Here is a 26,309-nt window from a genome sequence, read left to right on the forward strand (position 1 = left end):
ACGCGCCCGCGGCGGCGTCCAACTGCTACTGCGTCTTCGGCGCGGGGGAGTGGCAGACGCCGCCGCTGCAGTACCCGGCCGCGTCGTCATCAAGCAGGTTCGGAGTTCCGGTCAGCGGCTGAAGCACGGTCGGTGCGTCCTGCTGTGCGGAGTCCTGTGTCTTGGCCATCCCTCGATCGTACGCCTGTGGCGACGGCATGGCGCGGAAAAGCCACTCGGTCGAGGGCGCGGGATCACCGGAGGTTCTGTCCTACGGTTGACGAGTGCTCAAACGACTCATCGCCCGCCTGTACTGGGCAGTCAGCCGCTGGACCCTGATCGCCGAGACGACACCTCAGCGACCCACCATCCTCATCGGTGCACCGCACACGTCGAACTGGGACTTCGTGCTCATGCTGGCGATCGCCTGGAGGCTGGGCATCGAAGTGCACTGGCTGGGCAAGAGCAGCCTGTTCCGGGGGTGGCGGGGACCGATCATGCGGCGTCTCGGCGGCATCCCCGTCGATCGCGCCGACCCCGCGCGCGTCGTCAACGACGTCGTGCGGCAGGTGCATTCAGGAAGCGTCTTCGGCCTCGTGATCACGCCCGACGGCACGCGCGGCGGAAACGCGTACTGGAAGTCCGGGTTCTATCGTATCGCGAGAGAGACCGGGATGCCGGTGACGCTCGGGTTCGTCGACCGCACCACGATGACCACGGGGCTGGGACCCACGATCGAGCTCACGGGCGACGTCGCCGCTGACATGGACAGAATCCGCGATTTCTACGCTGACAAGGCGGGTCTCCGTCCCGAACGCCGGACCGTTCCGCGTCTGCGCGAGGAGAGCAGCGACGGGCAGGCCTGACCGCGCCGTCTCAGGATGAGTCGTCCGCCGCGATCTCCGACCGCGCTTCCGACCGGGCGTACTCGAGATCGTCGTCGGACAGCGTCTCCGCCATGCCGACGACGGCCCCGGTGATCGTCCTGATCTCCTCGCGCGTCCGCTCGCCGAGGTGCGGTGCGGTGTCTCCGAGCACTTCGACGCGCGCCTCGAGCGACAACTCGGACCACCATTCGCGGAGCGGCGGAAGCGTCATTCGGTGCTCCCCGAGTGCGTTCGCGCAAGAGTCTGGACAGATTCCGAAGGCTGACGAGAAACTGACTCCATGGAACCCGAGCACCGAGGCGCGCCGTCTACCGAGCTGGACGATCGACGAGACGGACGCGACGAGACCAGGAACGAGCGCGCCGACCGCAACTGGGAGGAGCTCCTGCAGGAGCTGCGCGTGATGCAGACCGGAACGCAGATCCTGACCGGGTTCCTGCTGGCCGTCGCATTCACCCCCCGCTTCGAGGACATGGACGAGCTCCAGAGGGATCTGTACGTGGTGCTGGTGGCACTCGCCGCCCTCGCCACGATCCTCGCTCTGGCGCCGGTCGGCATGCACCGGGCGCTGTTCGGTCGTCGCCGCAAGCCCGAGCTCGTCCGCGTGGCAGCGCGGATCGTGAAGATCGACCTCGTCGCCATCTCCGCTCTGACCATCGGCGTCACGACGCTCATCATCGACTTCACGGTGGATCGCGCTGCCGGACTCATCGCGCTCGTCTCCTCACTGGTCGGCGTCCTCCTCCTCTGGCTCGTCCTCCCGCGCCTCGTCCGACGAGAGGCCGGCCGCACACGGGAGGACGAGCGAGAGTGAGACGACGGGTCAGCTGCCCGCGGGGGTACGGTTCTCGGCGCTGACCATCCACGCGAACTGCTCGAGGCTCTCGAGCACGGCGTGCAGGATGTCGGCCGACGTGGGGTCCTCTTCGTCGACCGCATCATGCACATCGCGGATCGTGCCGATCGTCGCCTCCAGACGCGCGGTGATGAGGTCGATCGTGTCAGTCGTCGAGACTTCGCCCATCGGGAAAGCCGGAAGCGATGTCGTTTCGGCGATCGTGTCGGTACGCCCATCCGGCACTGCATGCAGCGCCCGCATGCGCTCCGCGACCGTGTCGCTGAACGTGCGCGCGGCATCGATGATCTCGTCGAGCTGACGGTGGGTGTCCCGGAAGTTGCGTCCGACGACGTTCCAATGAGCCTGCTTGCCCTGCAGCGACAGTTCGATCAGGTCCACCAGCACGAGCTGCAGGTTCGCGGCGAGGGTGGGCGACGCCGAGAATCCCTTCTCGGCGTTCTGCCTTCTCGTCGTCTTCGCTCCGCGCTTGGGTGCGGTGCCCGCCTTGGACGCGCTCTTGGACGTGTTCTTCTCAGCCATGGAGTCCTCCTGGGGTTGGAAACTGCGACGTTAGCGCCGCTCGAGGCCCGTATCGAGGGGGTTGACAGTCCCCCCGGTCTCATCAGATCGTGGCGCAGTGACGAAATCAGAGAGAGCAGAATCCGAGATCGACGACCGCGCATCGGACGTGGTGATCGAACCGATCTCCGATACGGATGCCGGCGAGGTGCTCACCCTGCAGCGCGCGGCGTTCGTGTCGGAGGCGCAGATCTACGGCAGCGCCGACATGCCCCCGCTGACCCAGACGCTGTCCGAGGTGGAGGCCGAGTTGCGGTCCAGTGACGGACTCACGGCGCGGAAGGACGGGCGGCTCGTCGGCGTTATCCGATTCGTGGAGGACGACGGCGTGCTGCTGATCGGCAGGATCGCGATCGCGCCCGACGTGCAGGGAGAGGGCATCGGACGCACCCTGCTGGACGCCGCCGAACGCGCGTCGAGCGCGACCGTGGCCGAGCTCTTCACCGGCAGTCTGAGCGAGGCCAACATCCGGCTGTACGAGTCATGCGGATACGAGGAGGCCGAGCGCGTGCCCCAGGGCGACGGGACCGCGCAGGTGTTCCTGAGAAAACCTCTGCATCAGGTGTGAGACCCCTCTGAACGCGCGCGTCGGGTTGAATCGTCCCGCCGAGTGCGGAATCGTGGCCCGTCACGCCGCACCCGCGTCGTGACCGCAACCGGAAGGAGAGTCTCGTGCTCACCCTCACCGATAACGCCACCGCGATCGTGAACACCCTCGTCAGCCGTCAGACCGACGCCAGCGACGCGGGCCTTCGCATCCACTCCACGCCCTCTCCCGGACCGGACGGAGGCGCGCGGCTCGCTGTCCTCGTCACGCCGGATCCGGAGCCCGACGACCAGGTCGTCGAAGTGTCCGGAACCCGACTCTTCCTCGACGAGACCGCTGCAGCTGCGCTCGACGACAAGGTGCTCGACGCCGGCGTCGACGACGAAGGCTCGGTGTCCTTCGCCGTGCTCTCGCAGGTCGCCTGACGAGAACAACCACCGGATGCCGCGGCTCACCGAGCCGCGGCATCCGTGCGTCTCAGGGCTGCCGGGCATCCGCCTCGCGTAGGTTAGACGGAGATCCGTGATCGTCGCGGATCCAGAAGGATCTCCCCCGCATGAAGCTGGCATTGCTCCGTCGCTACGTCGTCCTCGCTGAGACGCTGCACTTCCCGCGGGCAGCCGCGCAGCTGGGCATTCCTCTGGCCTCTCTGTACACCTCTCTCGACAAGCTCGAGGAGGAGGTCGGGCACACCCTGATCAACCGCGAGGGCACGCCGCGATTGACGAGCGTGGGACAGCTGTTCCTCGCCGAAGCTCAGGCGACTGTGGCGGCAGCTCCCCCGCCCGCGCCGAAGACGCCCGGCCCGGCGGGCGGCAAAGCCAAGGCATCCAAGGGAAAGGGTCGCGCGCCGATCGTGAAGGGGCAGCCGAAGCCCTACAAGAAGCGCCAGGGACGCTGAACCTCAGCGTTCGGTCACCAGTCCGCTCTCGACGGCCCAGCGCCGGTTCGTCTGCACGGCTTCCAGCATCCGTCGGTCGTGCGTGACCAGCAGCAGAGTTCCGGTGTAGGAGTCCAACGCCTGCTCGAGCTGTTCGATCGCCGGAAGGTCGAGGTGGTTGGTCGGCTCATCGAGCACAAGCAGGTTGACACCGCGTGCCTGCAGCAGCGCCAACGCCGCTCGCGTGCGTTCGCCCGGCGACAGAGCGCCGACGGGGCGGGTGACATGGTCCGCCCGCAGACCGAACTTCGCCAGCAGCGTGCGGACCTCGGCCGATGACATCTCGGGCACGAGAGCCTCGAAGGCGTCTGCGAGTGGCGAATCGCCGATCAGCAGCGAGCGCGCCTGGTCGATCTCGCCGATCTGCACGCTGCTTCCGAGTGCGGCCACACCCTCAACAGGTGCCTGCCGTCCGAGGAGAGCGCGGAGCAGCGTCGATTTTCCGGCGCCGTTCGGACCGGTGATCCCGATGCGGTCGCCCACGTCGACCTGCAGAGAGAGCGGCCCCAAGGTGAACGCGCCCTGCCCGAACACCGCGCCGTTGAGGGTCGAGACCACGGTGCTCGATCGGGGTGCCGAGCCGATCGAGAACTCCAGCTGCCATTCCTTGCGCGGCTCCTCGACTTCCTCGAGTCTGGCGATCCGGCTCTCCATCTGTCGCACCTTCTGCGCCTGCTTCTCGCTCGACTCCATCGAGGCCTTGCGCTTGATCTTGTCGTTGTCCGGCGACTTCTTCATCGCGTTGCGAACGCCCTGGCTCGACCATTCACGCTGCGTGCGCGCCCGCGCCACGAGGTCGGCTTTCTTGTCTGCGAACTCGTCGTACCTCTCGCGCAGGTGCCGCCGCACGACGGCGCGTTCCTCGATGTAAGCGTCATACCCGCCTCCGTAGATGCGATGCGAGTTCTGCGCGAGGTCGAGTTCGAGCACACGGGTGACGCTGCGGGCCAGGAACTCGCGGTCATGGCTGACGAGCACGACGCCGCCACGAAGGCCGCCCACGAAAGCCTCGAGGCGATCCAGCCCATCGAGGTCGAGGTCGTTGGTCGGCTCATCGAGGAAGACGATGTCGAAACGCGAGAGCAACAGCGCCGCGAGTCCGACGCGAGCCGCCTGACCGCCCGACAGCCCGGTCATGAGTGCGTCTCCGGCGACGCCACTCGCACTCGGGAGTCCGAGATCCGCGAGCACCACAGGAATGCGCTCCTCGAGATCGGCGGCGCCGCTCGCGAGCCATCGATCCAGCGCCACAGAGTACGTGTCGGCGGGGTCAGTGCCCGCCGGTGCGAGTGACGGGTCGCCGAGCGCCGCCGCCGCGGCATCCATGTCCTTCGTCGCGGTCGCGCAGCCGGTGCGGCGTGCGATGTATCCGGCGACCGTCTCGCCGTCGACGCGCTCGTGCTCCTGTGGCAGCCAGCCGACGAACGCGTCAGTGGGGGCGAGCGAGATCGACCCGCCCATCGGCGCATCCACCCCGGCAAGCAGCCGGAGCAGAGTCGACTTTCCTGCGCCGTTCGCTCCCACGACGCCGATCACGTCGCCCGGAGCGACGGTCAGGTCCAGGCCCTCGAAGAGGATGCGATGACCGTAGCCACCGGTCAGATTCTGGGCGACGAGGGTGGCGGTCATCAGACCAGTCTGACAGGCTCGCGTCTGGTCGATGCTCGCCGCCGCGATGCCCGGCGCCCGTCAGGCCATCCCAGCGGCGTACCGGGTCACGAGATCAGGATAGGACGCGCCTTCCGTCAGAGCGCAACCTGATCATGCGTCCCGATCGCGAACTCCTGCCCCGGGTACCGAAGTCCCGAGAAGTACATGTTCGTGTGCGCGACGATCTGCTCGCCCGAGATCGGCACGCCGTCCCACTGCGCGTCGACGGTGGTGTGCGCGTCGCTCACGAGGGTGACGTCGTAGCCCTCCGCCGCCGCGCGCTGCGTCGTGGTGCGCACGCAGAAGTCGGACTGCGCGCCGGTGATCACCAGACGCGTCGCGCCGAGGTGGTCCAGAGTCTCGCGCAGCGTCGTGTCGGCGAACGAGTCGCGATAGCTCTTGCGCACCAGGGGCTCCCCCTCGTCGCGCCGCAGCGGTGCGGCGAGCTCCCACTCCGGTGTGCCGACTCCGACGGGGTCGTGATGCACCCAGACCACGGGCACCCCACCGTCTCGAGCGCGCTCGATGAGAGCCGCGGCACGCGCGAGGACCCCATGCTCGTCGAAGCATCCGGGCATCACGCCGGCCTGCATGTCTATCGCTACGACGACGGTGCGACCGGGCGACGGCATCCCGGTCAGTCCCAGTCCAGGTATTCCTCGATGATCACGCCGGTCTCGATCGGGTGATGCATCGGGAAGAGGTGGTCTCCGGCGATCGTCTTGATGCTGGAACGGTCGGGCATCGTCGCTTGCAGCGCCTCGGCGTTCGCCGCGGGGGTGTCGGTGTCTTCGGTTCCCTGCACGATGAGCACGGGGATCGCGGGAGCGACGTCGATGTCGACATCCTCGACGCCGAGCAGCAGCAGGCCGTTCGCGCGATCACTGTGAGCCGCGACCAGCGCACGAGCGATCGTCCCTCCGAAACCGTGACCGCCGACCCAGGTGTCTTCGATGCCGACATGGTCGATCACGGCGACGACGTCCTCCACGCGCTCGTCGAGCGTGGCCTCGGATCCTGCCCGGTGGCCGATTCGCAGCACGTGGAAGCCCGCCTCCTCGGCGAGGTAGTGCGCGGCGACGCCCAGAACGTCGGCAGCGAGCCCCTGCTCCTGGATCAGCACGAGCTTCACCGGGCCGTCGCCCTCATCCACGAACGGGATGGCGCGGCCCTCGGGCTCGAAGATCTGGGTGTCGGTCATGCGCGCGCGGCTCCTCGTTCAAGTGTCAGGGATCGACATCCACATTAGTCGAGCGCTTCCGCAGTGCTTCCGCACACGGCGCCGGGTGCCCGTCGCGACGACGCCGTTTCGGCACCATCGCCACATCGTCCCACCTCAGTTGTTGAAGCGGAACTCCACCACGTCGCCGTCCTGCATGACGTAGTCCTTGCCCTCGAGACGGGCCTTGCCCTTAGCGCGGGCTTCGACGACCGACCCGGTCTCGACGAGGTCGTCGAACGACACGATCTCGGCCTTGATGAAGCCCTTCTCGAAGTCGGTGTGGATGACGCCGGCGGCCTGAGGCGCCTTGGATCCCTTGGGGATCGTCCACGCCCGGGCCTCCTTGGGGCCCGCAGTGAGGTAGGTCTGCAAGCCCAGGGTGTCGAAGCCGATGCGGGCGAGCTGGTCGAGACCCGACTCGTCCTGCCCGGTCGACGCGAGCAGCTCTGCCGCGTCCTCCGGGTCGAGGTCGATCAACTCGGACTCGATCTTGGCGTCGAGGAAGATCGCTTTCGCCGGGGCGACCAGCGCGGCCAGCTCCGCCTTGCGGGCGTCGTCCGTGAGCACGCCCTCGTCGACGTTGAAGACGAAGATGACCGGCTTGGCCGTGAGGAGTCCGAGCTCGCGGATCGGCGTCAGATCGATGCCGGCGACCGACAGCAGCACACCGCGCTCGAGCGCGTCCTTCGCGGCGTTCGCGGTCTCGAGCACGACGGGCTCGATCTTCTTGCCGCGCACTTCCTTCTCGTACCGCGCGATGGCCCGATCGACCGTCTCGAGGTCGGCGAGCATCAGCTCGGCGTTGATGGTCTCCATGTCGGATGCCGGGTTGACGGCCCCGTCGACGTGCACCACGTCGTCGTCGGCGAAACCGCGGACGACCTGCGCGATGGCATCCGCCTCGCGGATGTTCGCGAGGAACTTGTTGCCGAGGCCTTCACCCTCGCTCGCGCCGCGCACGATACCAGCGATGTCGACGAACGACACCGCGGCCGGGAGGATGCGCTCACTGCCGAACATCTCGGCGAGCTTGTCGAGACGAGGGTCGGGCAGGTTCACCACCCCGACGTTCGGCTCGATCGTCGCGAACGGGTAGTTCGCCGCGAGCACGTCGTTCTTGGTCAGAGCATTGAAGAGGGTGGACTTGCCGACATTGGGCAGGCCGACGATTCCGATAGTGAGAGCCACGGGGGTCGAGTCTACCGGTCGCGGATGCGCGACCCCTGCGGATGTCGGTGTCAGGCGCGCACAGCGCGGAAGGCGTGCGTCACGTAGGGCAGATCGATGGTCGACTCCCCGACGAGACCGAGCTCGTCGAAGAGCTCATCCATCTGACGCATGATCTCCTCGCGTTCGTCGGCGGGGGCGGTGATCAGATAGCTGCGCGACAGCGCCATCTGGTGCAGCTGCATCCGACTCATCGCCCGAGTCCAGTCCCACTGGTGCTTCTCGATGCGGGTGAAAGGCGCGTCGATGCGGGGGCCGTCGGAGCCTGGTCCGTTGACCATTCTCTCCGCGGGGCTGCTGTGCATGATGTCGGTGAGGCGCCGCACCCATTCCGTGCGCTCGTCGCGGATGTTCCAGATCAGGCCGAGCACTCCCCCGGTGCGGACGACGCGTCCGAGCTCAAGGGACGCCGCCGCGGGATCCACCCAATGCCACGCCTGACCCAGCACGACGGCGTCGAGGCTGGCGTCGGGCAGCGGCATGCGCTCAGCTGTTCCCTGGAACGTGGGAACACCGGGGACGCTTTGCCGTAGGGTCGCGAGCATCGCGACATCCGGATCCACGGCGACGACCTCGGCATCGGGCGCCTGAGCGAGCACACGCGTGAGCTTTCCGGTGCCTGCTCCGACATCGGCGATGCGACGAGAGCCGTGCGGCATCGACTCGAGCATCCACGACACGGCCTCGAAGGGATAGTCCGGTCGCCCAGCCTCGTAGTTCGCCGCCTCGACGCCGAAGGATGTCGCTCTGTCGGTGCTCATGTCGCCAGCCTACGGCGAGTCATCCCGGAGCGCCTGGGATGCCGGGAGAGAGTGGGCATGTGCCACTGGACTTCACCGCCATCGACTTCGAGACGGCGAATTCCAGCCCCGCCTCCGCGTGCTCCGTCGGCCTCGTGCGGGTGCGTGACGGTCGGATCGTCGCGACCGCCGGATGGCTCATCCGCCCGCCCGCCGGTCACGACGAGTTCCAGGAGTGGAACACGAAGATCCACGGCATCCGTGCCCGCGACGTGATCGACGCAGCCACCTGGGCAGACCAGTTCGACCGTCTGTGCTCTTTCGCCGGCGCCGACGTGCTCGTGGCGCACAACGCGGGTTTCGATCTCAACGTGCTTCGCCGGGCGTCGGAGGCCACCGGGGGCGACTGCCCGCCGTACCGCTCGCTGTGCAGCCTGCAGGTGGCGCGCAAGACCTACGAGCTCGAGTCCTACCGCCTCCCGAAGGCCGCCGAGGCCGCGGGCTTCACGGGCTTCTCCCACCACGACGCGCTGGCCGACGCGCTGGCCTGCGCCCACATCATCATCGACGCCGCCCGCAGGAACGGCGCGTCCGACGTCTTCTCCCTGGCGGATGCGCTGTCGCTGCGGGTGACCGAGCCGGTCGCCGCCACTCCGGAGCGCGCCGTCGCCTGAGTCGCACCGGACGAATGTCCGTGGCCGAGCGCATGATGGAGCGCATGGATGCTCTCACCCTCGTTCTCCTCCTGGTCGCCCTCGCGGCCGGCGCCGCCGTGGGATGGCTCCTCCGCGGATCACGCGGAGCCGCAGACCTCGCTCGCGCCGAGGCAGAGCTCGCCGCGGCTCGAGACGATCGCGACCGACAGTACGACCTGTATCGGGATGCCGTCGAGCACGCGCGACTCGAGCAGCGCGCCGAGGCGCAGCGGGTGCAGCAGCAGAACGCCGTGCTCACCGCTCTCGCTCCGGTTCGCGAGAGCCTCCAGCAGATGCAGCAGAAGGTCTCGGCGATCGAGCAGGAGCGGCACGCGCAGTTCGGATCCCTCGCCGAGCAGCTCCGGCGCGCCCAGGAGTCCGACGAGGCTCTGCGATCGACGACCGAATCCCTCGCGGGAGCTCTGCGCTCGACCGCCACACGGGGTGTCTGGGGCGAGACGCAGCTGCGGCGCGTCGTCGAAGCCGCGGGGCTGATCCGTCACGTCGACTTCGACCTGCAGTCCACCATCTCGTCGGACAGAGGCCGGGGCCGCCCTGACATGGTGATCCGTCTGGCCGGGGGCACATCGATCGCGGTCGACGCCAAGGTCCCGCTCGACGCCTATCTCGAAGCGTCAGCGCTGCCGATCGGAGACGCGCACGAGACCCAGCGCCGCTCCCATATGCAGAAGCACGTCAGAGCCGTTCGCGCTCACGTCGACGCACTCGCGAAGAAGGCGTACTGGTCGGGTCTCGACGCGAGTCCCGAGTTCGTCATCTGCTTCCTGCCGAGCGAATCGCTTCTCGCCTCGGCGATCGACGAAGACCCGACGCTGCTGGACTACGCCTTCACCCAGAAGGTGGCGCTGGCGTCGCCCGTCAATCTGTGGGCCGTGCTCAAGACCGTCGCGTACAGCTGGACGCAGCAGGAGGTGTCGACCGAGGCGCGCACGCTCTTGACTCTCGGCACCCAGCTCTACGATCGACTCGGCGTGCTCGCCGGTCACGCGGATGATCTGCGTCGCTCGCTCGAGCGCACGGTCGACAGCTACAACAGATTCGCCGGTTCGCTCGAGAGTCGGGTGCTCGTGACGGCCAGACAGTTCCCCGGAATCAGCGCGTCGACGCTCGACTCCGCACCGCCGGCGATCACGGCGCAGACTCGACGCTTCACCTCAGCCGAGCTCATGAGCGACTCGGCGAACGCGAGCGAGAACGAGAACGAGGACGACTCCGAACCCGGCGTCCATGCCTTCGACGCATCCACTGCGCCGGTTGCGCCGATTCAGGCTGATGTCGGAGACCTCCGCGCCCGGGTGATCGCCACGGACTCGGCGAACTCGGATGCAGCATCCCTGCCGATCGATTCGGAGGAGACCCGCCGCTGAGGTCAGGCGACGCCCGGGACGCCGCTGAGCAGGAGGATGACGAGGCCGCTGGTCACGACGAAAGCGCCGATCATCCACCACGAGCTCAGTTCATGACCCTCATCGCGGCGCTTGCGGAACAGCACGTCCGCGCGTCGAGCGGGATCCGAGACAGTCGTCTTGACGACGGGTGCGGCTGGCACGCCCGTCGGGAGAGGCACTCCGGCCTCGTCGACGTTGATCCGCATGATCCGGCCGGTGGGCGTCGTCACGATCTTGGTCGACGCGGCGTGGGAACCACTCGTGTGCTGCGTTGTCATCGGTCTTGCCCTCCTGTGCCTGCGGTGCCTGGCGGCTCCGTCGACGGCGACAAATCCAGTGTCAATTGTCACACGAACGCACGAGAAAGCTCGGCTCGGCACCGCACAGGGCGGTACCGGGTCGGTAACGATGAGCGACCGGCGCGGATCCGGGAGCTCAGGATTCCGCGCTCAGAGCCACTTCGAGACGAGGTGCTCCGAGTTGATCCGGCGAAGGGTTCCCGAGGCACCGCGCAGCACGACGCTCTCGGTGTAGATGTACCCGCCCTCGCGTCGGACACCAGCCACGAGCTGTCCGTCCGTGACGCCGGTGGCGACGAAGATCGTGTTGTCGCCGCGCACCAGATCGTCGGCCTCATAGACCTTGTCCATGTCGAGGCCGGCGTCGATGCCGCGCTGGCGCTCATCGTCGTCGCGGGGCCAGAGCCGACCCTGGATGTGTCCGCCGAGCGCCTTGATCGCGCACGCCGTCACGATCCCCTCGGGGCTGCCCCCGATGCCGACGCACATGTCGGTGCGAGCGGCGTGACGCGCAGCGTTGATCCCACCGGCGACGTCGCCGTCGCTCATCAGTCGTGTTCCTGCACCGGCGTCCCGGATCTCCTGGATCAGCTTCTCGTGACGCGGGCGGTTCAACACCGAGACGACGATCTCGTCCACGGGCTTCTCGAGAGCCCCCGCGAGCTTGCGGATGTTCTCCCCGATGGGCAGGCGGATGTCGACCACGCCGACGCCGGCGGGGCCCGTCACGAGCTTGTCCATGTAGAAGACGCTCGACGCGTCGAGCATCGACCCGCGATCCGACACCGCGATGACGGAGAGCGCGTTCTGGCGTCCCGCCGCAGTCAGTGACGTGCCGTCGATCGGGTCGACCGCGATGTCGCATTCCGGCCCACTGCCGGTGCCGACCTCCTCGCCGTTGAAGAGCATCGGAGCGTTGTCCTTCTCTCCCTCTCCGATGACGACACGGCCCTGGAAGGCCACGGTCCCGAGGAAGGCTCGCATCGCATCGACGGCAGCGCCGTCCGCCGCCTCCTTCGCACCGCGACCGATGAAGGGAACAGCGCGGATGGCGGCTGCCTCAGTGGCCCGCACCAGCTCCATCGCGAGGTTCCGGTCGGGACGAAGAGGGCTGAGACCCGCTGTAAGACTAACCATGCGGTCAGCCTAGCCAGCATGGTCACGTGAAGCGGCGGTTTTCGGCCGTCCAGCCACGAAGGAATCCGCATTCTTAACACAGCAGCAGGAGGCCAGGGGTGACCGGCCGGCTCCGACAGCATCCGGCAGTCAGCCCCGATAGAGTGACTGCTGTCCCGGCTTCCCACAATCGCAGGAGTTCTCATGCCCGTCGCCACCCCGGATCAGTACGCCGACATGCTCGACCGCGCGAAGGCCGGCGGCTTCGCGTACCCGGCTTTCAACGTCTCGAGCTCGCAGACCATCAACTCGGTGCTCCAGGGCCTGACCGAGGCGGGTTCCGACGGAATCATCCAGGTCACCACCGGTGGCGCCGACTACTTCGCGGGCCACACGGTCAAGGCGCGTGCGACCGGCGCACTCGCCTTCGCCCGCTTCGCGACCGAAGTCGCGAAGAACTACCCCATCACCGTCGCGCTGCACACCGATCACTGCCCGAAGGATGCACTCGCGGGCTTCGTCGAGCCGCTGATCTCAGCCTCCGAGGACGAGGTCAAGGCAGGTCGCAACCCGATCTTCCAGTCGCACATGTGGGATGGCTCTGCCGTTCCCCTCGACGAGAACATCGAGATCGCGAAGGATCTCCTCCCCCGCATGAAGAACATCAACGCCATCCTCGAGGTCGAGATCGGCGTCGTCGGCGGCGAGGAAGACGGCGTCGCGCATGAGGGCTCGAACGATGCCCTGTACACCACCTTCGCCGACGTCGACCAGGCCGTGCAGGCTCTCGGTCTCGGCGAGCAGGGCCGCTACATCGCCGCCCTCACGTTCGGCAACGTCCACGGCGTCTACAAGCCGGGCGGAGTGAAGCTGCGTCCCGAGCTCCTCGGCGAGATCCAGCAGCAGGTCGCCGCGAAGTACAACACCGGCGCGAAGCCCCTCGACCTCGTCTTCCACGGCGGCTCTGGCTCGACCGACGAGGAGATCGCCCTCGCGGTGGCCAACGGCGTCATCAAGATGAACATCGACACCGACACGCAGTACGCGTACACGCGCGCGATCGCGGACTACATGTTCAAGAACTACGACGGCGTCCTCAAGGTCGACGGCGAGGTCGGCAACAAGAAGCAGTACGACCCGCGCGCCTGGGGCAAGATCGCGGAGACGGCCATGGCCGCTCGCGTCGTCGAGTCCACGCGCCAGCTCGGCTCGTACGGTCAGTCCCAGAGCTGATCCAGTCTGAGAACGACGATGCCCCCGGCCTGACGGCCGGGGGCATCTTTCATATCAGGCAGTCACTGTCCGGCCGTCTTGGCGACGAAGTCGATGAATGCCGGGTCGTTCATCAGCGGGATCGCGGCGCAGACGGAGGCGATGAGCAGCGTGACGGCGGCACCCGCCAGCGGCACCCACCACGAGACCTTGCCGGCTCGCAGGCGACGGATCGACAGGACAGCGGTGAGCGACCAGCCGATGGCGAGCACGATCGCCGCGATGGTGCCCCAGATCCTCCCCTCGGCGAAGTTGGTGAACTCCCCCTCCACGCCGAGAACACTCATCATCTGGTTCATCGCCGTGGAGAAGTCGAGATACGACAGCCCCGTCATCACGACGTTGATCAACCCATAGGCGAGCAGCGCGATCGTCACGAACCGATCGACGGGCCGCGGACGTGCGACGGCCGATGCGGACGGCGCTCCGGCACTCTGAGCGGGGCGACCCTCGGTCGGGGTCGCGAACGCAGCCGGCGCCTCGCCCAGCGGTGGAAGGCCTGCTGCCCTCCGCTGCTCTTCGAGGGTCGCGATTTCGCCGTACTGGGGCCGCTGATCGGTCATCCCGCCATGGTAGTCGCCGAGCATCTGGGCGGCTCCCAGTGTCCGGTCGCACAAAGAACGGCGGCCCCGAAGGAGTGGGGACTCCTCGGGGCCGCGGACTCGGAACGCTGGGGACGCTCGTCATCCAAGTGGGTGTGAGGAACGCTGGGGACGTGCCACCACCAGTAGCGCCGATTGCACAGACGACTACATCTCACATGTTAGGAAAGCGCGTGCCCGAGCACCAGAGGCAGTTCTTCAGATAGTGAAGTCGCGTCGGATCTGACATTCCGGTCGACTCAGACCGACGTCGCCAGACGGGCGGTCCCGCCTCCCAGAGCATCCGCCCCCAGCTGCACCGACAGCCGCCTCGCCACCGGCTTCAGCTTCTCGACGAGGCCGCGATCGAAGCACGGATGCCCCACGGGAAGCGAGACGGCGAGCGAGGCTGTGACGTTCGGGGCGATCACCGGAACGGCGACGCAGGTGGTGCCGACGGCGTACTCCTCGCGATCGACGGCGAATCCTCGCGGGTGGTCGAGCTCCGCGAGCAGAGCCCGCCGGTCACGGATCGTGCGAGACGTGAGTTCCTCCAGCGGATGCCGCGAGAGATAGTCGGCCCGCTCTTCACGGGTCAGGCCGCTGAGGATCTGCTTGCCGAGCGCTGTGGCGTGGGCGCTGGAGTCCGGACCGACCCGCAGATCGAGCCGAGGGCCGGCAGCCGCGTCGACGATGTCGACGAGGCGCACCTCACCGTCCTGAAAGCGGGACAGGTACGCGGAGGCGCCCACCACATCCGCTGTCTGACGCAGCGCCGCTCGAACATGGGCGAGAAACACGCCCCCGGCATCGGGCCGCATGCGGAATGCGGGGAAGTTCTCCCCGAGGACCAGGCCGTCGGGCTCGCTCACGAGGTAGCCTTCGTGGACCAGCGTCCGCACGAGGTTGTAGGTCGTGCCCGGCGTCAGGCCGGTACGGAGAGCGAGAGCCTTGACCGCGACAGGACGCGGGGAGTCGGCGACGATGTCGACCAGGCGGAGCGCACGCTGGACCGAACCGATCAGCGTCGGCGCCGCCTCCGCGGCGGCCACTGTCAGGCGTTCCCGCTGGAGGAACGACCTCCCAGTGCACGCGCGTCGCGCTGACCGGCGGCATCCTGACGCAGCTCCTTGGGCAGCGAGAACATGAGGTCCTCCTCCGCCGTCTTCACCTCTTCGACGTCGCGGTACCCGGCTCCGTCGAGCGCGTCGAGGACCTCGCGGACGAGCACCTCGGGCACAGAGGCGCCGCTGGTGACGCCGACGGTGGCCACACCGTCGAGCCACTCCTGCTTGACCTCTTCGGCGTAGTCCACGCGGTAGGCGGCCTTCGCGCCGTACTCGAGCGCCACCTCGACGAGGCGCACCGAGTTGGACGAGTTGGACGAACCGACGACGATCACGAGGTCGGCGTTCGCCGCGACCTTCTTGATGGCCACCTGGCGGTTCTGCGTCGCGTAGCAGATGTCGTCGGAGGGCGGATTGTGCATCTCAGGGAACCGGGCACGCAGTCGGTTCACCGTCTCCATGGTCTCGTCGACCGAGAGCGTGGTCTGCGAGAGCCAGACGACCTTCGACGGGTCCTTCACCTGCACGGTGTCGGCCTCGGCCGGCGAGTTCACGATGGTCACGTGCTCGGGAGCCTCACCCGCGGTGCCCTCGACCTCCTCGTGCCCCTCGTGGCCGATCAGCAAAATCTCGAAGTCGTCGCGTGCGAATCGGACGGCTTCGCGGTGCACCTTCGTGACGAGGGGGCAGGTCGCGTCGATCGCGTGCAGTCCTCGATCCGATGCCGCCTCGACGACGGCGGGCGAGACGCCGTGGGCGCTGAAGACGACATGAGCGCCCTCGGGAACCTCGTCGACCTCCTCGACGAAGATCGCACCCTTCTGCTCGAGCTCGGTCACGACGTGGATGTTGTGCACGATCTGCTTGCGCACGTAGACCGGTGCGCCGTAGCGCTCGAGCGCCTTCTCGACGGCGACGACGGCACGGTCGACGCCGGCGCAGTATCCGCGCGGAGCCGCGAGCAGAACGCGCTTGTTCCCGGCGACCGGGTTATCCTGAAGCCGCCCAGCCGCCCCACGTACTCGGGGGACGCGCGGCAGAGGCAGATGAACGGCAGTCGAGGTCACCCTTGAATTCTACCGTCGAGAACCTGAGCAGGAGCGGGAAGAGGCACTGAGCGAATGACGGTCTTCGAAGCGTCGACGCGTCCCGGCGAAACTCCGCCGGCGGATGCGGTCGCCCCGCGCGACTCCTCGGCAGACGCACCGACCTCGGTCGCGCGTCTGAATGCCACGATCCGCGACTTCGTGGCGCGCTGGAACACCGTATGGGTCGAGGGTGAGATCACCTCCTGGAACGTGCGCGGAGGGAACATCTTCGCTCGACTCAAGGACACCCGATCCGACGCGCAGATCTCCATCCGCATCTGGTCGAGCGTGCGGCCGCGGATTCCCGGAGATCTGGCCGTCGGCGACCATGTCGTCGCCGCAGTGAAAGCCGACTACTTCGTGAAGGCCGGCGATTTCAGCTTCGCGGTCTCGGCGATGAAGCACGTCGGCCTGGGCGACCAGCTCGAGAAGCTCGAGAAGCTGCGCCTGCAGCTGCGCCAGGAGGGCCTGTTCGACGCCTCCCGCAAGAAGCGCCTCCCCTTCCTCCCTCATGTGATCGGTCTGATCACGGGCGAGAAGTCCGATGCCGAGAAGGATGTGCACCGCAACGCGGAGCTGCGCTGGCCCCAGGTGCGCTTCCGCACGGACTACGCGGCGGTCCAGGGCGACCGGTGCGTGCCCGAGACCCTCGCGGCGCTGGCCCGCCTGGACGCCGACCCCGATGTCGACGTGATCGTCATCGCCCGAGGCGGCGGCGATCCGCAGACGCTCCTCGGGTTCAGCGACGAGCGTCTCATCCGAGCAGTGGCGGCGGCATCCACTCCCATCGTCAGCGCGATCGGCCACGAGAACGATCACCCGCTGCTCGACGACGTGGCCGACCTGCGGGCCTCGACTCCGACGGATGCGGCGAAGCGCGTCGTGCCCGACGTCAGCGAGCAGCGGGCGCTGATCGCGCAGCTGCGCTCCCGGGCCACGACTCGCCTGACGCAGCGCCTGTCGCACGACATCGCGCAGCTCGAGCAGCTGCGCTCACGCCCCTCGCTGCGCTCCCCCGACCCGATCATCGAATCGCGTTCTCAGGAAGTGTGGCTGCTGCTCTCACGCGGGCGCGACGCGATCACCCGTCAGCACGATGCGGCCTCCCGTGCGACCAGCGAACTGCGGGCCTCGCTGCGGGCGCTCTCGCCGGCCGCCACGCTGTCGCGCGGGTATGCGATCGCTCACCTCGACGGCGGAGTGATCCTTCGGGACGCCGCCGATGCTCCCGCCGGCAGCAGCCTGACCATCACCGTCGACCGTGGCTCCGTCGCGGCCCGTTCGGAAGGCGAGATCTCGGAGTCACCGGCACCCCGCTCCGGATGAGCGTGTCGTGGGCACCGCGTAGGATGGAGGGGTGAGTGCGCCGAACGACACCCCTGTGGACACGCTGTCATTCGAGGCCGCTCGCGATGAACTTGTGAGGGTCGTCTCGGAGCTCGAACAGGGCGCTCCGACTCTCGAGCAGTCGCTCGCCCTGTGGGAGCGCGGCGAGGCTCTGGCCGCCCGCTGCGAGGAATGGCTGCTGGGCGCCAAGCGTCGCCTCGAGGCTGCCCGCGCGACCTCGGCCGGCGCTGCCGATGGAGACGACTCATGAGCAAGCCCGCCCCGATCGTCGCCGAACTCGGACGCCCGGAGACCCCCGAAGAGACGGCCGCGCGCAAGGCCGCGTCGAGCAAGGCCTACCGCTCGAGCCAGACGGTGCGCAGCCTGGTCGCCGCTCTGATCGTCACACTGGCCATCGTCACGGTGATCGTGCTGGCGGTTCCCCGCGGCGAACCGGCGACAGCACAGAAGATCGATGTGGTCGGCGTCGCCGCTGACGTCGAGTCCACCATGGATCGCCCGGTGATCGTGCCCGACCTCGCCGACTTCTGGCGAGTGAACACGGCCGAGCTCACCAGTGGCGCGACGACGGTCTGGGACATCACCCTGGCTCCGTCGGCCGAGGATGAGCGCGGATTCATCAAGCTGGCGCAGGCGTTCGACGCAGAGGCGTCCTGGGCCCCACAGCGCCTCAACGGCACCGCGCCGACCGACACGACATCGATCGGCGGGCTCGAGTGGGACGTCTACGACCTCGGCGATGCGGGCGCCAAGCAGAACGTCACCTATGCGATCGGCACCCAGGCGGGAGATGACTACGTGCTGCTCTACGGCTCACGCACCGCCGACTCCACCGCCGAGCTCGCCGAGTCCCTCGTTCCCCAGATCCGCGACCTCTCGGAGTAGCCCTCATGACAGACACGCTCACGCCCGCCGCCGCCTGGAAGCAGATGCAGGAGGGCAACCGCCGATTCGTCGATGACGCCCCTCGGCACCCGAATCAGGACGTCGCTCGACGCAAGCACCTGGCCGAGGCGCAGCATCCTGTCGCCACCCTCTTCGGATGCTCCGACTCCCGGCTCGCCGCAGAGATCATCTTCGATCTCGGGCTCGGTGACCTCTTCGTCGTCCGCAATGCCGGTCAGGTGATCGGCGAGTCGATCGTCGCGAGCCTCGAGTACGCGGTGGCCGTGCTGAACGTCCCGCTCATCGTCGTGCTCGCCCACGACTCCTGTGGCGCCGTGCGCGCCGCCATCGACGGGACCGCCATCGATGCCGAGCCGCTCCCGCCGCACATCTGGAAGCTCATCGCGCCGATCGTGCCCGCTGCCCGCAAGGTGCTCGTCGAGAACGGCGGCACGACCGTCGACGAGATCGACGCCGACCTCGTCGGCCAGGAGCACCTGCGCAACACGGTCAGCGACCTGCTGCAGTCGTCCGAGGTGATCTCCAACGCCGTCGCCGAGGGCCGCCTGGGCATCGTCGGCGCCAACTACCGTCTGGCCGAGGGAACCGCGATTCCCGTCATCACGGTCGGACTCGACACAGACGGAAACGACACCGAGGGGCACAGCCCCGCAACCAAGGAGGGTTCGGAATGACCGACCAGCACAGCGGCGCGGACGCGCAGGGCTACCGCATCGAGCACGACACGATGGGCGAGGTGCGGGTTCCCGTGAACGCGCTCTACGGCGCGCAGACTCAGCGCGCCGTCGAGAACTTCCCGATCTCGGGCAAGGGCCTCGAGTCGACGCAGATCGCCGCTCTCGCACGCATCAAGAAGGCCGCCGCGCTCGCGAACAAGGAGCTGGGAACCCTGGACGGCGCGATCGCCGACGCGATCGCTCAGGCCGCCGACCAGGTCGCTTCGGGCATCCACGACGGCGAGTTCCCCGTCGACACCTACCAGACGGGTTCCGGCACGTCGTCGAACATGAACATGAACGAGGTGCTCGCGACCCTTGCGACGCGCATCCTCGGCGCCGACGTGCACCCCAACGACCACGTGAACGCCTCGCAGTCGTCGAACGACGTGTTCCCGACCTCCGTGCACATCGCCGTCACGCAGGCGCTCATCGACACCCTCATCCCCGCGCTCGACCACCTCGCCGTCGCCTTCGAGGCGAAGGCCGAGCTCTGGAAGGACGCGGTGAAATCGGGTCGGACGCACCTCATGGACGCGACGCCCGTCACGCTGGGCCAGGAGTTCGGCGGCTACGCACGCCAGATGCGCCTCGGCATCGAGCGCGTGCAGTCGGCGCTCCCCCGCGTCGCGGAGGTGCCGCTCGGCGGTACCGCCACCGGCACGGGTATCAACACCCCCCTCGGATTCCCGCAGAAGGTCATCGAGCTGCTCGCGGCAGAGACCGAGCTGCCGATCACCGAGGCGAAGGACCACTTCGAGGCTCAGGCCAACCGCGACGGTCTCGTCGAGGCGTCAGGAGCCCTGCGCACGATCGCCGTCTCGCTGACCAAGATCAACAACGACCTGCGCTGGATGGGCTCGGGCCCGAACACCGGACTCGGTGAACTGCACATCCCCGACCTCCAGCCGGGATCGTCGATCATGCCCGGAAAAGTCAACCCCGTCGTCCCCGAGGCCGTGCTCATGGTGTGCGCACGAGTGATCGGCAACGACGCGACGGTCGCCTGGGCCGGCGCCTCCGGCTCGTTCGAGCTCAACGTCGCGATCCCGGTGATGGGCACCGCGGTCCTCGAGTCCATCCGACTGCTGGCGAATGCGTCTCGCGTGCTCGCCGACAAGACCGTCGACGGACTGCAGGCGAACCTCGACCGTGCGGCGGCCTTCGCGGGCATGAGCCCGTCGATCGTCACCCCGCTCAACAAGCTCATCGGCTACGAGGCCGCGGCGAAGATCGCCAAGCACTCGGTCGCGAAGGGCATCACGGTGCGCGACGCCGTGATCGACCTCGGTTATGTCGAACGCGGAGACCTGACGCTCGAGCAGCTCGACGAGAAGCTCGACCTGCTGTCGATGACCCACCCGGGTTGATCCTCCGACGCTGATACAGCGGATGCCGCAGGGGCTCGTTCCCTGCGGCATCCGTCGTATCCGGCTCGCTCAGCAGCAGCGGGCTCCCGGATCGGCATCCTGCTGGGCGTAGTGCGCCCGCCAGAACTCCCGTTCGCGCAGCGGCTCGCGGTCGGGATGGCGCTCTCGCTCGTGCTCCACGTAGGCCTCATACCGCGACTGCCCCGTCACCCCGTTCATGTACCAGGCGACGGCATGCCAGACGCGGCGCGCCGCGTCGGCGACGGCGACCGTCATCAGTGCCCCCTCGTCGGCTGAGCGGACGCGGGCAGCGCGTTCCACTCCTTCTCGACGGCACGCTCCTCCGGTGAGGCGATGAGCCCTGCGGGAGCGAAACGACGCGACGGAACCTCGGGGTCCTCGTGATCGATGACGGGCCCGGGGCGCAGGGCCTGAACGACCTTGACGATCGAGATCGTGATGACGATCACCGACAGCACCAGGAAGGTCACCGACAGGATTCCCTGGATCATCGTGTTGCGCACGACCGCCTCCATCGCTGCGACACTGGTCGCCGTGCCGAACGAGGTCTCCCCCGCCGCGAGCGCGTCGCGGAAGGCGATGTGGTTGGCGAAGTAGCCGACCTGCGGCACGGTCGAGAAGATCTTCTGCAGCGACGCCGTCACGGTCACGACCGTGACGAAGGCCAACGGCAGCGCGACCACCCAGAGGACCGTGAAGGTGCGGCGACGGGCGACGATGGTGAGCACCACGGCGAGCGCGATGGCCGCCAGCAGCTGATTGGCGATGCCGAACAGCGGGAACAGGGTGTTGATGCCGCCGAGCGGGTCGGTGACCCCCATGATGAGCACGGCACCCCAGCCCGCGACCATCACCGCCGTGCAGATCCATGCACCGACCCTCCACGATGTGTCCTTGAAGCGCGGGATGACGTTGCCCACCGAGTCCTGCAGCATGAAGCGAGCGACACGGGTGCCCGCGTCCACGGCGGTCAGGATGAACAGCGCCTCGAACATGATCGCGAAGTGGTACCAGAACGCCATCATCCCGGTGCCGCCGATCCACTGCTGCATGATGTGCGCGAGGCCCAGGGCCAGAGTCGGAGCGCCGCCAGTGCGGGAGACGATCGACTCCTCTCCCACCGCCTCGGCCGTGCTCGTGAGCATCTCCGGCGTGAGATTCACCCCGGTGAGACCGAGGCTGTTGACGAACTGCACCGCCCCCTCGACGGTACCGAGGGTCGCGGCCGGCGAGGAGTTCATCGCGAAGTACAGTCCGCGGTCGATCGAGATCGCGGCGACGAGCGCCATGATGGCCACGAACGACTCCATGAGCATGCCGCCGTAGCCGATGAAACGAGTCTGCTTCTCCTTCTCGATCATCTTCGGCGTGGTGCCCGACGCGATGAGCGCATGGAAACCGCTCAGCGCGCCGCAGGCGATCGTCACGAAGAGGAAGGGGAAGAGGGATCCGGCCCAGACCGGCCCTGTCTCGCCCGCGGCGAACTCGCTGAAGGCCGGGACGGTGATCTCGGGTCGCACGAAGAGGATGGCGACGGCGAGTGCCACGATCACGCCGATCTTCATGAAGGTCGAGAGATAGTCGCGCGGAGCGAGCAGCATCCACACCGGCAGCACCGCGGCGATGAAGCCGTAGATGATGATGCCCCATGCGATCGTCGTCCGGTCGAGGGTGAAGATCGCCTGGCCCCAGTCGGTCTCGGCGACCATCCCGCCGCCGATGATCGCCGCCATGAGCAGCACGAAGCCGATCAGCGACACCTCGGTGATCTTGCCGGGGCGGATCCATCGGAGGTACGCACCCATGAACAGGGCGATCGGGATCGTCATCGCGACGGAGAACACGCCCCAGGGACTCTCGCCGAGGGCGTTCACGACCACGAGGGCGAGGATCGCCGTGATGATGATCATGATGAGGAGCGTGGCGATGATGGCCGCCGTGCCCCCGAACCGACCGAGCTCGTCGCGGGCCATCTGGCCGAGCGACCGCCCGCCCCGGCGCATCGAGAAGAACATCACGAGGTAGTCCTGCACGGCTCCCGCCAGCACGACGCCGACGATGATCCAGATGGTCCCCGGCAGATATCCCATCTGCGCGGCGAGCACGGGTCCCACGAGGGGTCCGGCGCCGGCGATCGCGGCGAAGTGGTGACCGAACAGCACTCGGCGGTCGGTCGCGACGTAGTCCTTGCCGTCGGCCTTGTACTCGGCGGGAGTCGCTCGCCGGTCGTTCGGCTTGACGAGGTTCCGCTCGATGAACTTCGAGTAGAAGCGGTAGAACACCAGGTAGGTGCACACGGCCGCGAACACGAACCAGATCGCGTTCACCGTCTCTCCCCTGACGATGGCGAGCATCGTCCACGCGATGCCGCCCAGCAGGGCGATCGCCACCCAGAGCACGATCTTCAGCGGTGTCCACCGCGGCTTCTCATCGACCGCCACCGGGGGAAGCGAGTGGTCTTCGACAGTCTTCGTTGTGTCACTCATGGCGCATCACTCCATCGTCTGCGTTCAGTGCCACGAGCGTAATCCGACGGCGACGCCGACCGAAAGCGAATCGCCGACGCGCATCCCGGAACATGCGACAGCGGATGCCGTGAATCCACGGCATCCGCTGTCAGACCGGTCAGATCAGCTGAGCTCGCCTCCCTCGAGGAGCTCTGTCACCAGGGCGGCGATCGCCGAGCGCTCGGAGCGCATCAGCGTCACGTGCGCGAACAGGTCGTGCCCCTTGAGCGTCTCGATCACGCTGGCGATGCCGTCGTGGCGGCCGACGCGGAGGTTGTCGCGCTGGCCGACGTCGTGCGTCAGGATGACCCGGGAGTTCTGCCCCATGCGGCTGAGGACCGTGAGCAGCACGTTGCGCTCGAGCGACTGCGCCTCGTCGACGATCACGAAGGCGTCGTGCAGAGACCGACCGCGGATGTGCGTGAGCGGGAGCACCTCGAGGATGCCCCGTTCGACGACCTCCTCCATGACATTGCCCGAGACGACCGACCCGAGAGTGTCGAACACCGCCTGTCCCCACGGACCCATCTTCTCGCCCTGGTCGCCGGGCAGGTAGCCGAGCTCCTGACCGCCGACGGCGAACAGCGGACGGAAGACGATGATCTTCTTCTGCTGCTGACGTTCGAGAACCGCCTCGAGACCGGCGCACAGCGCGAGAGCGGACTTTCCGGTGCCCGCCCGGCCGCCGAGCGAGACGATGCCCACGTCGGGGTCGGTGAGCAGGTCGATCGCGATCCGCTGTTCGGCGGACCGGCCGTGCATGCCGAAGATGTCCCGGTCGCCGCGCACGAGCTTGTACTCGCCGTCTCCCGTGACCCTGCCGAGCGCGGAGCCGCGCTCGGAGTGGATGATGAGCCCCGTGTTCACCGGCAGGCCGCGTGCCTCTTCGCTGATGCCCACCTCGCTCTCGTACAGGTCGCTGATCTCGTCACCCGAGAGGTCGAGCGTGGTGATGCCGGTCCACCCCGAGTCGACGGCCTGCTCGGCGAGGTATTCCTCGGCGCGAAGACCGAGCGAGGCCGCCTTGACCCGCATCGGCAGGTCCTTCGAGACGATGGTGACGTCCTGGCCGTCCTGCGCGAGGTTCATGGCGACCGAGAGGATGCGGGTGTCGTTGTCGCTCAGCCGGATCCCCGCCGGGAGCACCGAGGAGTCCGTGTTGGCCAGCTCGACGCGGAGCGTGCCGCCCTCGCCGACCTCCACCGGGAAGTCCAGGCGTCCGTGCTCGACGCGCAGGTCGTCGAGGTGACGCAGCGCCTGACGGGCGAAGTATCCGATCTCGGGGTCGTGCCGCTTGCCTTCGAGTTCGGTGATGACCACCACCGGGAGGACGACCGAGTGCTCGGCGAACCGGAAGAACGCCTGCGGATCGCTCAGCAGGACCGACGTGTCGAGCACATAGGTCCGGAGATCCTGATCAGGACCGTCCGAACCCGCTCGCGTCGTCGTCTTACGGGTGGACTGCTGCGCGGTGCTGGTGGACTGCTGCGCTGTACGTGAGGTCACGACCCACTCCCGACCCGGGGAATCCCGGTTTGTTCGAACGAGTCGACCAGGGGGTCACGAGTCGTCATCCTGAGGCCGACCCGACGGGCGCCTTGCCCGATGCCTAGAACGTACGGCCAGCCGCCGACATCCGCGCGATTCGACACGCCAGCATTTCGTTACGTCTTCGTGAACGGGAGATCTCGTCAGCGGCCGAAGCGCCGGTCGCGGTCGGCGAAGTCTCGGATCGCGCGGAGGAAGTCGACCTGACGCAGGTCGGGTCCGAGCGCCTCCACGAAGTAGAACTCGCTGTGGGCGCTCTGCCAGAGCAGGAAGTCGCTCAGTCGCTGCTCTCCGCTGGTGCGGATCACGAGGTCGGGATCCGGCTGGCCGCCGGTGTAGAGGTGCTCACCGATCATCTCGGGCGTGAGGTGTGCGGCGAGGTCCTCGATCGTGCCGCCAGACGCCTGATGCGCCGTCACGATGCTGCGCACCGCATCGACGATCTCATTGCGTCCGCCATAGCCGACCGCGAGGTTGACGTGCAGACCGGTGTGGTCGCGCGTGCGCTCCTGTGCATCCTGGAGCACCTTCGCGAGCTCTGCGGGGAGGATGTCCGAGCGGCCGACGTGCTTCACACGCCAGTTGCCCTCGCGCGACAACGCCTCGGCGAGCTCTGCGATGATCTCGATCAGGTCCGCGAGCTCGGCGGAGTCGCGCTTGCGCAGGTTGTCGCTCGACAGGAGATACAGCGACACGACCCGGACGCCGAGTTCATCGCACCAGCCGAGGAACTCGCGCATCTTCGCGGCACCCGCCCGGTGGCCCTCCGCCGGCGTCTCGTAACCGAGCTGCCTGGCCCACCGCCGGTTGCCGTCGATCATCATGGCGACGTGATGGGGCACCGAGGCCGGATCGAGATGGCGGCGCAGCCGGCTGGTGTAGAGGCGGTACAGCGGCCCCCGCCCCTGACCATCGCGTGTCATCACCTCCCTACGCTATCGTGTCGGCGGTCGGCAGACCCAGGTCGACGCTCAGGATATGTACCCTCACCTGCATGGGCGCCCGCATAGAGTGAGGACGTGAGCACTCCCGACTCCTCGGTACCTGACGTCCCCCAGCTGCCCCTCCTGGAGGAGGCGGCGCACGACGCCGCCGTGGAGATCAAGCCGACGTGGCGCGGATGGATCCACGCGGCCACGTTCCCCGTCGCGATCGTCGCCGGGGTGGTGCTCATCGCCGTCGCCCAGGGAGGCGCCGCCAAGTGGGCCGCCGCCGTGTTCATGGCCACCTCCCTGCTCCTCTTCGGCAACTCCGCTCTCTATCACCGGATCGACTGGAGCCCGAAGGTCAAGGTGATCCTCAAGCGGATCGACCACGCGAACATCCTGCTGCTGATCGCCGGCACGTACACGCCCCTCGCCGTGCTCGCGCTGCCGCCGCAGAAGGGCGCGCTGCTGCTCGTGTTCGTGTGGAGCGGCGCGCTGCTCGGCATCCTCTTCCGGGTGTTCTGGATCAACGCTCCGCGGTGGCTCTACGTCGCGCTCTACCTGCTCCTGGGCTGGGCCGCCGTGATGTATCTCGCCGACCTGTTCGTCGCGAACGCCACGATGATGGTGCTGGTGATCGTCGGCGGGCTGCTGTACACGGCCGGGGCGGTCGTCTACGCGCTCAAGAAGCCGAACCCGTGGCCCGGCCATTTCGGGTTCCACGAGATCTTCCACGTGTGCACGGTGCTCGCGTTCCTGTGCCACTGGGTCGCGTGTCTGCTCATCGCGCTCGCGCCGCTGTCCCCGTCGCTCGGGGCCTGACCGCCGAACC

Annotated in this window: 31 protein-coding genes; 14 read left to right on the top strand and 17 right to left on the bottom strand. The window is 67.8% G+C overall.

Going from position 1 to position 26,309, the window contains the following annotated elements:
- Nucleotides 1-25: 25 nt before the first annotated feature.
- Nucleotides 26-169, bottom strand: coding sequence for a hypothetical protein (locus AB0N61_RS08850; protein WP_363363268.1), 144 nt, complete (start codon nt 167-169; stop codon nt 26-28).
- Between the two features lie 94 nt (nt 170-263).
- On the opposite strand from AB0N61_RS08850, the gene AB0N61_RS08855 reads away from it, so the two are divergent.
- A complete protein-coding gene (locus AB0N61_RS08855) occupies nt 264-845 on the top strand; it encodes a 1-acyl-sn-glycerol-3-phosphate acyltransferase (protein ID WP_363363269.1) in 582 nt (193 codons plus the stop codon).
- A gap of 10 nt (nt 846-855) precedes the next feature.
- Here the strand turns inward: AB0N61_RS08855 and AB0N61_RS08860 are convergent, their stop codons facing one another.
- Nucleotides 856-1,077: a hypothetical protein gene (locus AB0N61_RS08860; RefSeq protein WP_363363271.1), complete on the bottom strand. Its 222-nt coding sequence runs from the start codon at nt 1,075-1,077 to the stop codon at nt 856-858.
- A gap of 69 nt (nt 1,078-1,146) precedes the next feature.
- Here AB0N61_RS08860 and AB0N61_RS08865 point away from each other — a divergent pair, with 69 nt between their 5' ends.
- Nucleotides 1,147-1,680, top strand: coding sequence for a DUF6328 family protein (locus AB0N61_RS08865; protein WP_167946545.1), 534 nt, complete (start codon nt 1,147-1,149; stop codon nt 1,678-1,680).
- A 9-nt stretch (nt 1,681-1,689) separates the two neighbouring features.
- Here AB0N61_RS08865 and AB0N61_RS08870 read toward each other — a convergent pair whose 3' ends face one another.
- Nucleotides 1,690-2,244 carry a DNA starvation/stationary phase protection protein gene (locus AB0N61_RS08870; protein WP_363363273.1) on the bottom strand — a complete coding sequence of 185 codons (555 nt, stop codon included), beginning with the start codon at nt 2,242-2,244 and terminating at the stop codon, nt 1,690-1,692.
- 97 nt (nt 2,245-2,341) lie between these two features.
- On the opposite strand from AB0N61_RS08870, the gene AB0N61_RS08875 reads away from it, so the two are divergent.
- From AB0N61_RS08875 to AB0N61_RS08885, 3 genes are all read left to right on the top strand, one after another.
- Entirely contained in the window at nt 2,342-2,851 is a 510-nt protein-coding gene (locus AB0N61_RS08875; protein ID WP_363363275.1) for a GNAT family N-acetyltransferase, read from the top strand.
- Nucleotides 2,852-2,955: 104 nt separating this feature from the next.
- Nucleotides 2,956-3,255 (top strand): Fe-S cluster assembly protein HesB, encoded by a 300-nt coding sequence (locus AB0N61_RS08880; RefSeq protein WP_363363276.1) that lies wholly within the window; start codon nt 2,956-2,958, stop codon nt 3,253-3,255.
- A 131-nt stretch (nt 3,256-3,386) separates the two neighbouring features.
- On the top strand, nt 3,387-3,731 hold the full coding sequence (locus tag AB0N61_RS08885) for a LysR family transcriptional regulator (protein WP_363363277.1): 345 nt from the start codon (nt 3,387-3,389) through the stop codon (nt 3,729-3,731).
- A 3-nt stretch (nt 3,732-3,734) separates the two neighbouring features.
- Here the strand turns inward: AB0N61_RS08885 and AB0N61_RS08890 are convergent, their stop codons facing one another.
- The 5 genes from AB0N61_RS08890 to AB0N61_RS08910 all read right to left on the bottom strand — a co-directional run bounded on the left by AB0N61_RS08890 (nt 3,735) and on the right by AB0N61_RS08910 (nt 8,630).
- Nucleotides 3,735-5,399, bottom strand: a complete 1,665-nt coding sequence (locus AB0N61_RS08890; protein WP_363363279.1) for an ABC-F family ATP-binding cassette domain-containing protein — start codon at nt 5,397-5,399, stop codon at nt 3,735-3,737.
- Between the two features lie 116 nt (nt 5,400-5,515).
- Nucleotides 5,516-6,052: an isochorismatase family protein gene (locus AB0N61_RS08895; RefSeq protein WP_363363281.1), complete on the bottom strand. Its 537-nt coding sequence runs from the start codon at nt 6,050-6,052 to the stop codon at nt 5,516-5,518.
- Between the two features lie 5 nt (nt 6,053-6,057).
- Nucleotides 6,058-6,621 carry an alpha/beta hydrolase gene (locus AB0N61_RS08900; protein ID WP_167946533.1) on the bottom strand — a complete coding sequence of 188 codons (564 nt, stop codon included), beginning with the start codon at nt 6,619-6,621 and terminating at the stop codon, nt 6,058-6,060.
- Nucleotides 6,622-6,756: 135 nt separating this feature from the next.
- Nucleotides 6,757-7,830, bottom strand: a complete 1,074-nt coding sequence (gene ychF / locus AB0N61_RS08905) for a redox-regulated ATPase YchF (protein WP_363363283.1) — start codon at nt 7,828-7,830, stop codon at nt 6,757-6,759.
- Nucleotides 7,831-7,880: 50 nt separating this feature from the next.
- Complete coding sequence (locus tag AB0N61_RS08910) at nt 7,881-8,630, bottom strand: class I SAM-dependent methyltransferase (RefSeq protein ID WP_363363285.1); 750 nt, start codon at nt 8,628-8,630, stop codon at nt 7,881-7,883.
- Nucleotides 8,631-8,689: 59 nt separating this feature from the next.
- Between AB0N61_RS08910 and AB0N61_RS08915 the strand changes: the two genes are divergently transcribed.
- Nucleotides 8,690-9,283, top strand: coding sequence for an exonuclease domain-containing protein (locus AB0N61_RS08915; RefSeq protein ID WP_167946527.1), 594 nt, complete (start codon nt 8,690-8,692; stop codon nt 9,281-9,283).
- A gap of 44 nt (nt 9,284-9,327) precedes the next feature.
- Nucleotides 9,328-10,692 carry a DNA recombination protein RmuC gene (locus AB0N61_RS08920; RefSeq protein WP_363364218.1) on the top strand — a complete coding sequence of 455 codons (1,365 nt, stop codon included), beginning with the start codon at nt 9,328-9,330 and terminating at the stop codon, nt 10,690-10,692.
- Between the two features lie 2 nt (nt 10,693-10,694).
- Here the strand turns inward: AB0N61_RS08920 and AB0N61_RS08925 are convergent, their stop codons facing one another.
- The gene (locus tag AB0N61_RS08925; RefSeq protein ID WP_167946523.1) at nt 10,695-10,991 is read right to left on the bottom strand and encodes a hypothetical protein; all 297 of its coding nucleotides are present in this window, start codon (nt 10,989-10,991) and stop codon (nt 10,695-10,697) included.
- A 171-nt stretch (nt 10,992-11,162) separates the two neighbouring features.
- A complete protein-coding gene (gene glpX, locus AB0N61_RS08930; RefSeq protein WP_363363288.1) occupies nt 11,163-12,149 on the bottom strand; it encodes a class II fructose-bisphosphatase in 987 nt (328 codons plus the stop codon).
- Nucleotides 12,150-12,332: 183 nt separating this feature from the next.
- On the opposite strand from glpX, the gene fbaA reads away from it, so the two are divergent.
- Nucleotides 12,333-13,361 carry a class II fructose-bisphosphate aldolase gene (gene fbaA / locus AB0N61_RS08935; RefSeq protein ID WP_363363291.1) on the top strand — a complete coding sequence of 343 codons (1,029 nt, stop codon included), beginning with the start codon at nt 12,333-12,335 and terminating at the stop codon, nt 13,359-13,361.
- A gap of 62 nt (nt 13,362-13,423) precedes the next feature.
- Here fbaA and AB0N61_RS08940 read toward each other — a convergent pair whose 3' ends face one another.
- The 3 genes from AB0N61_RS08940 to AB0N61_RS08950 all read right to left on the bottom strand — a co-directional run bounded on the left by AB0N61_RS08940 (nt 13,424) and on the right by AB0N61_RS08950 (nt 16,115).
- On the bottom strand, nt 13,424-13,963 hold the full coding sequence (locus tag AB0N61_RS08940) for a DUF6264 family protein (protein WP_363363293.1): 540 nt from the start codon (nt 13,961-13,963) through the stop codon (nt 13,424-13,426).
- A 278-nt stretch (nt 13,964-14,241) separates the two neighbouring features.
- On the bottom strand, nt 14,242-15,033 hold the full coding sequence (locus tag AB0N61_RS08945) for an IclR family transcriptional regulator (RefSeq protein ID WP_363363295.1): 792 nt from the start codon (nt 15,031-15,033) through the stop codon (nt 14,242-14,244).
- A gap of 2 nt (nt 15,034-15,035) precedes the next feature.
- Entirely contained in the window at nt 15,036-16,115 is a 1,080-nt protein-coding gene (locus tag AB0N61_RS08950) for a 4-hydroxy-3-methylbut-2-enyl diphosphate reductase (protein ID WP_363363296.1), read from the bottom strand.
- Between the two features lie 54 nt (nt 16,116-16,169).
- Here AB0N61_RS08950 and xseA point away from each other — a divergent pair, with 54 nt between their 5' ends.
- Genes xseA through AB0N61_RS08975 form a run of 5 tightly spaced genes read left to right on the top strand, consistent with a single transcriptional unit; the run spans nt 16,170 to nt 20,475 of the window.
- A complete protein-coding gene (gene xseA, locus AB0N61_RS08955; RefSeq protein WP_363363298.1) occupies nt 16,170-17,462 on the top strand; it encodes an exodeoxyribonuclease VII large subunit in 1,293 nt (430 codons plus the stop codon).
- 31 nt (nt 17,463-17,493) lie between these two features.
- Entirely contained in the window at nt 17,494-17,733 is a 240-nt protein-coding gene (locus tag AB0N61_RS08960) for an exodeoxyribonuclease VII small subunit (protein ID WP_363363300.1), read from the top strand.
- The gene (locus AB0N61_RS08965; RefSeq protein ID WP_363363302.1) at nt 17,730-18,368 is read left to right on the top strand and encodes a DUF4245 family protein; all 639 of its coding nucleotides are present in this window, start codon (nt 17,730-17,732) and stop codon (nt 18,366-18,368) included. Before AB0N61_RS08960 ends, AB0N61_RS08965 begins: the two co-directional genes overlap by 4 nt.
- A gap of 5 nt (nt 18,369-18,373) precedes the next feature.
- Complete coding sequence (locus tag AB0N61_RS08970) at nt 18,374-19,063, top strand: carbonic anhydrase (RefSeq protein WP_167946509.1); 690 nt, start codon at nt 18,374-18,376, stop codon at nt 19,061-19,063.
- Nucleotides 19,060-20,475 carry a class II fumarate hydratase gene (locus AB0N61_RS08975; protein WP_167946507.1) on the top strand — a complete coding sequence of 472 codons (1,416 nt, stop codon included), beginning with the start codon at nt 19,060-19,062 and terminating at the stop codon, nt 20,473-20,475. The genes AB0N61_RS08970 and AB0N61_RS08975 overlap by 4 nt, the downstream gene beginning before the upstream one ends.
- 69 nt (nt 20,476-20,544) lie before the next feature.
- Here the strand turns inward: AB0N61_RS08975 and AB0N61_RS08980 are convergent, their stop codons facing one another.
- The 4 genes from AB0N61_RS08980 to AB0N61_RS08995 form a co-directional block, all read right to left on the bottom strand.
- Nucleotides 20,545-20,751, bottom strand: coding sequence for a YbdD/YjiX family protein (locus tag AB0N61_RS08980; protein WP_363363304.1), 207 nt, complete (start codon nt 20,749-20,751; stop codon nt 20,545-20,547).
- Nucleotides 20,751-22,982 (bottom strand): carbon starvation CstA family protein, encoded by a 2,232-nt coding sequence (locus AB0N61_RS08985; protein WP_363363306.1) that lies wholly within the window; start codon nt 22,980-22,982, stop codon nt 20,751-20,753. Before AB0N61_RS08985 ends, AB0N61_RS08980 begins: the two co-directional genes overlap by 1 nt.
- A 144-nt stretch (nt 22,983-23,126) precedes the next feature.
- Nucleotides 23,127-24,401: a PhoH family protein gene (locus AB0N61_RS08990; RefSeq protein WP_363364221.1), complete on the bottom strand. Its 1,275-nt coding sequence runs from the start codon at nt 24,399-24,401 to the stop codon at nt 23,127-23,129.
- Between the two features lie 293 nt (nt 24,402-24,694).
- On the bottom strand, nt 24,695-25,474 hold the full coding sequence (locus AB0N61_RS08995; protein ID WP_363364223.1) for an isoprenyl transferase: 780 nt from the start codon (nt 25,472-25,474) through the stop codon (nt 24,695-24,697).
- A 96-nt stretch (nt 25,475-25,570) separates the two neighbouring features.
- On the opposite strand from AB0N61_RS08995, the gene AB0N61_RS09000 reads away from it, so the two are divergent.
- A complete protein-coding gene (locus tag AB0N61_RS09000; RefSeq protein WP_363363309.1) occupies nt 25,571-26,299 on the top strand; it encodes a hemolysin III family protein in 729 nt (242 codons plus the stop codon).
- Nucleotides 26,300-26,309: the final 10 nt, after the last annotated feature.

This window comes from Microbacterium sp. NPDC089320, assembly GCF_040684875.1.
Lineage (GTDB): Bacteria > Actinomycetota > Actinomycetes > Actinomycetales > Microbacteriaceae > Microbacterium.

What these genes read in the sequence shown, in the direction of transcription:
- AB0N61_RS08925 (WP_167946523.1), bottom strand. Translation starts at nt 10,991, where the DNA reads ATGACAACGCAGCACACGAGTGGTTCCCACGCCGCGTCGACCAAGATC.
- AB0N61_RS08995 (WP_363364223.1), bottom strand. Translation starts at nt 25,474, where the DNA reads ATGACACGCGATGGTCAGGGGCGGGGGCCGCTGTACCGCCTCTACACC.
- AB0N61_RS08985 (WP_363363306.1), bottom strand. Translation starts at nt 22,982, where the DNA reads ATGAGTGACACAACGAAGACTGTCGAAGACCACTCGCTTCCCCCGGTG.
- AB0N61_RS08910 (WP_363363285.1), bottom strand. Translation starts at nt 8,630, where the DNA reads ATGAGCACCGACAGAGCGACATCCTTCGGCGTCGAGGCGGCGAACTAC.
- AB0N61_RS08850 (WP_363363268.1), bottom strand. Translation starts at nt 169, where the DNA reads ATGGCCAAGACACAGGACTCCGCACAGCAGGACGCACCGACCGTGCTT.
- AB0N61_RS08890 (WP_363363279.1), bottom strand. Translation starts at nt 5,399, where the DNA reads ATGACCGCCACCCTCGTCGCCCAGAATCTGACCGGTGGCTACGGTCAT.
- AB0N61_RS08895 (WP_363363281.1), bottom strand. Translation starts at nt 6,052, where the DNA reads ATGCCGTCGCCCGGTCGCACCGTCGTCGTAGCGATAGACATGCAGGCC.
- AB0N61_RS08980 (WP_363363304.1), bottom strand. Translation starts at nt 20,751, where the DNA reads ATGACGGTCGCCGTCGCCGACGCGGCGCGCCGCGTCTGGCATGCCGTC.
- AB0N61_RS08920 (WP_363364218.1), top strand. Translation starts at nt 9,328, where the DNA reads ATGGATGCTCTCACCCTCGTTCTCCTCCTGGTCGCCCTCGCGGCCGGC.
- AB0N61_RS08900 (WP_167946533.1), bottom strand. Translation starts at nt 6,621, where the DNA reads ATGACCGACACCCAGATCTTCGAGCCCGAGGGCCGCGCCATCCCGTTC.
- AB0N61_RS08865 (WP_167946545.1), top strand. Translation starts at nt 1,147, where the DNA reads ATGGAACCCGAGCACCGAGGCGCGCCGTCTACCGAGCTGGACGATCGA.
- AB0N61_RS08975 (WP_167946507.1), top strand. Translation starts at nt 19,060, where the DNA reads ATGACCGACCAGCACAGCGGCGCGGACGCGCAGGGCTACCGCATCGAG.
- AB0N61_RS08965 (WP_363363302.1), top strand. Translation starts at nt 17,730, where the DNA reads ATGAGCAAGCCCGCCCCGATCGTCGCCGAACTCGGACGCCCGGAGACC.
- AB0N61_RS08860 (WP_363363271.1), bottom strand. Translation starts at nt 1,077, where the DNA reads ATGACGCTTCCGCCGCTCCGCGAATGGTGGTCCGAGTTGTCGCTCGAG.
- AB0N61_RS08940 (WP_363363293.1), bottom strand. Translation starts at nt 13,963, where the DNA reads ATGACCGATCAGCGGCCCCAGTACGGCGAAATCGCGACCCTCGAAGAG.
- glpX (WP_363363288.1), bottom strand. Translation starts at nt 12,149, where the DNA reads ATGGTTAGTCTTACAGCGGGTCTCAGCCCTCTTCGTCCCGACCGGAAC.
- fbaA (WP_363363291.1), top strand. Translation starts at nt 12,333, where the DNA reads ATGCCCGTCGCCACCCCGGATCAGTACGCCGACATGCTCGACCGCGCG.
- AB0N61_RS08970 (WP_167946509.1), top strand. Translation starts at nt 18,374, where the DNA reads ATGACAGACACGCTCACGCCCGCCGCCGCCTGGAAGCAGATGCAGGAG.
- AB0N61_RS08885 (WP_363363277.1), top strand. Translation starts at nt 3,387, where the DNA reads ATGAAGCTGGCATTGCTCCGTCGCTACGTCGTCCTCGCTGAGACGCTG.
- AB0N61_RS08870 (WP_363363273.1), bottom strand. Translation starts at nt 2,244, where the DNA reads ATGGCTGAGAAGAACACGTCCAAGAGCGCGTCCAAGGCGGGCACCGCA.
- xseA (WP_363363298.1), top strand. Translation starts at nt 16,170, where the DNA reads ATGACGGTCTTCGAAGCGTCGACGCGTCCCGGCGAAACTCCGCCGGCG.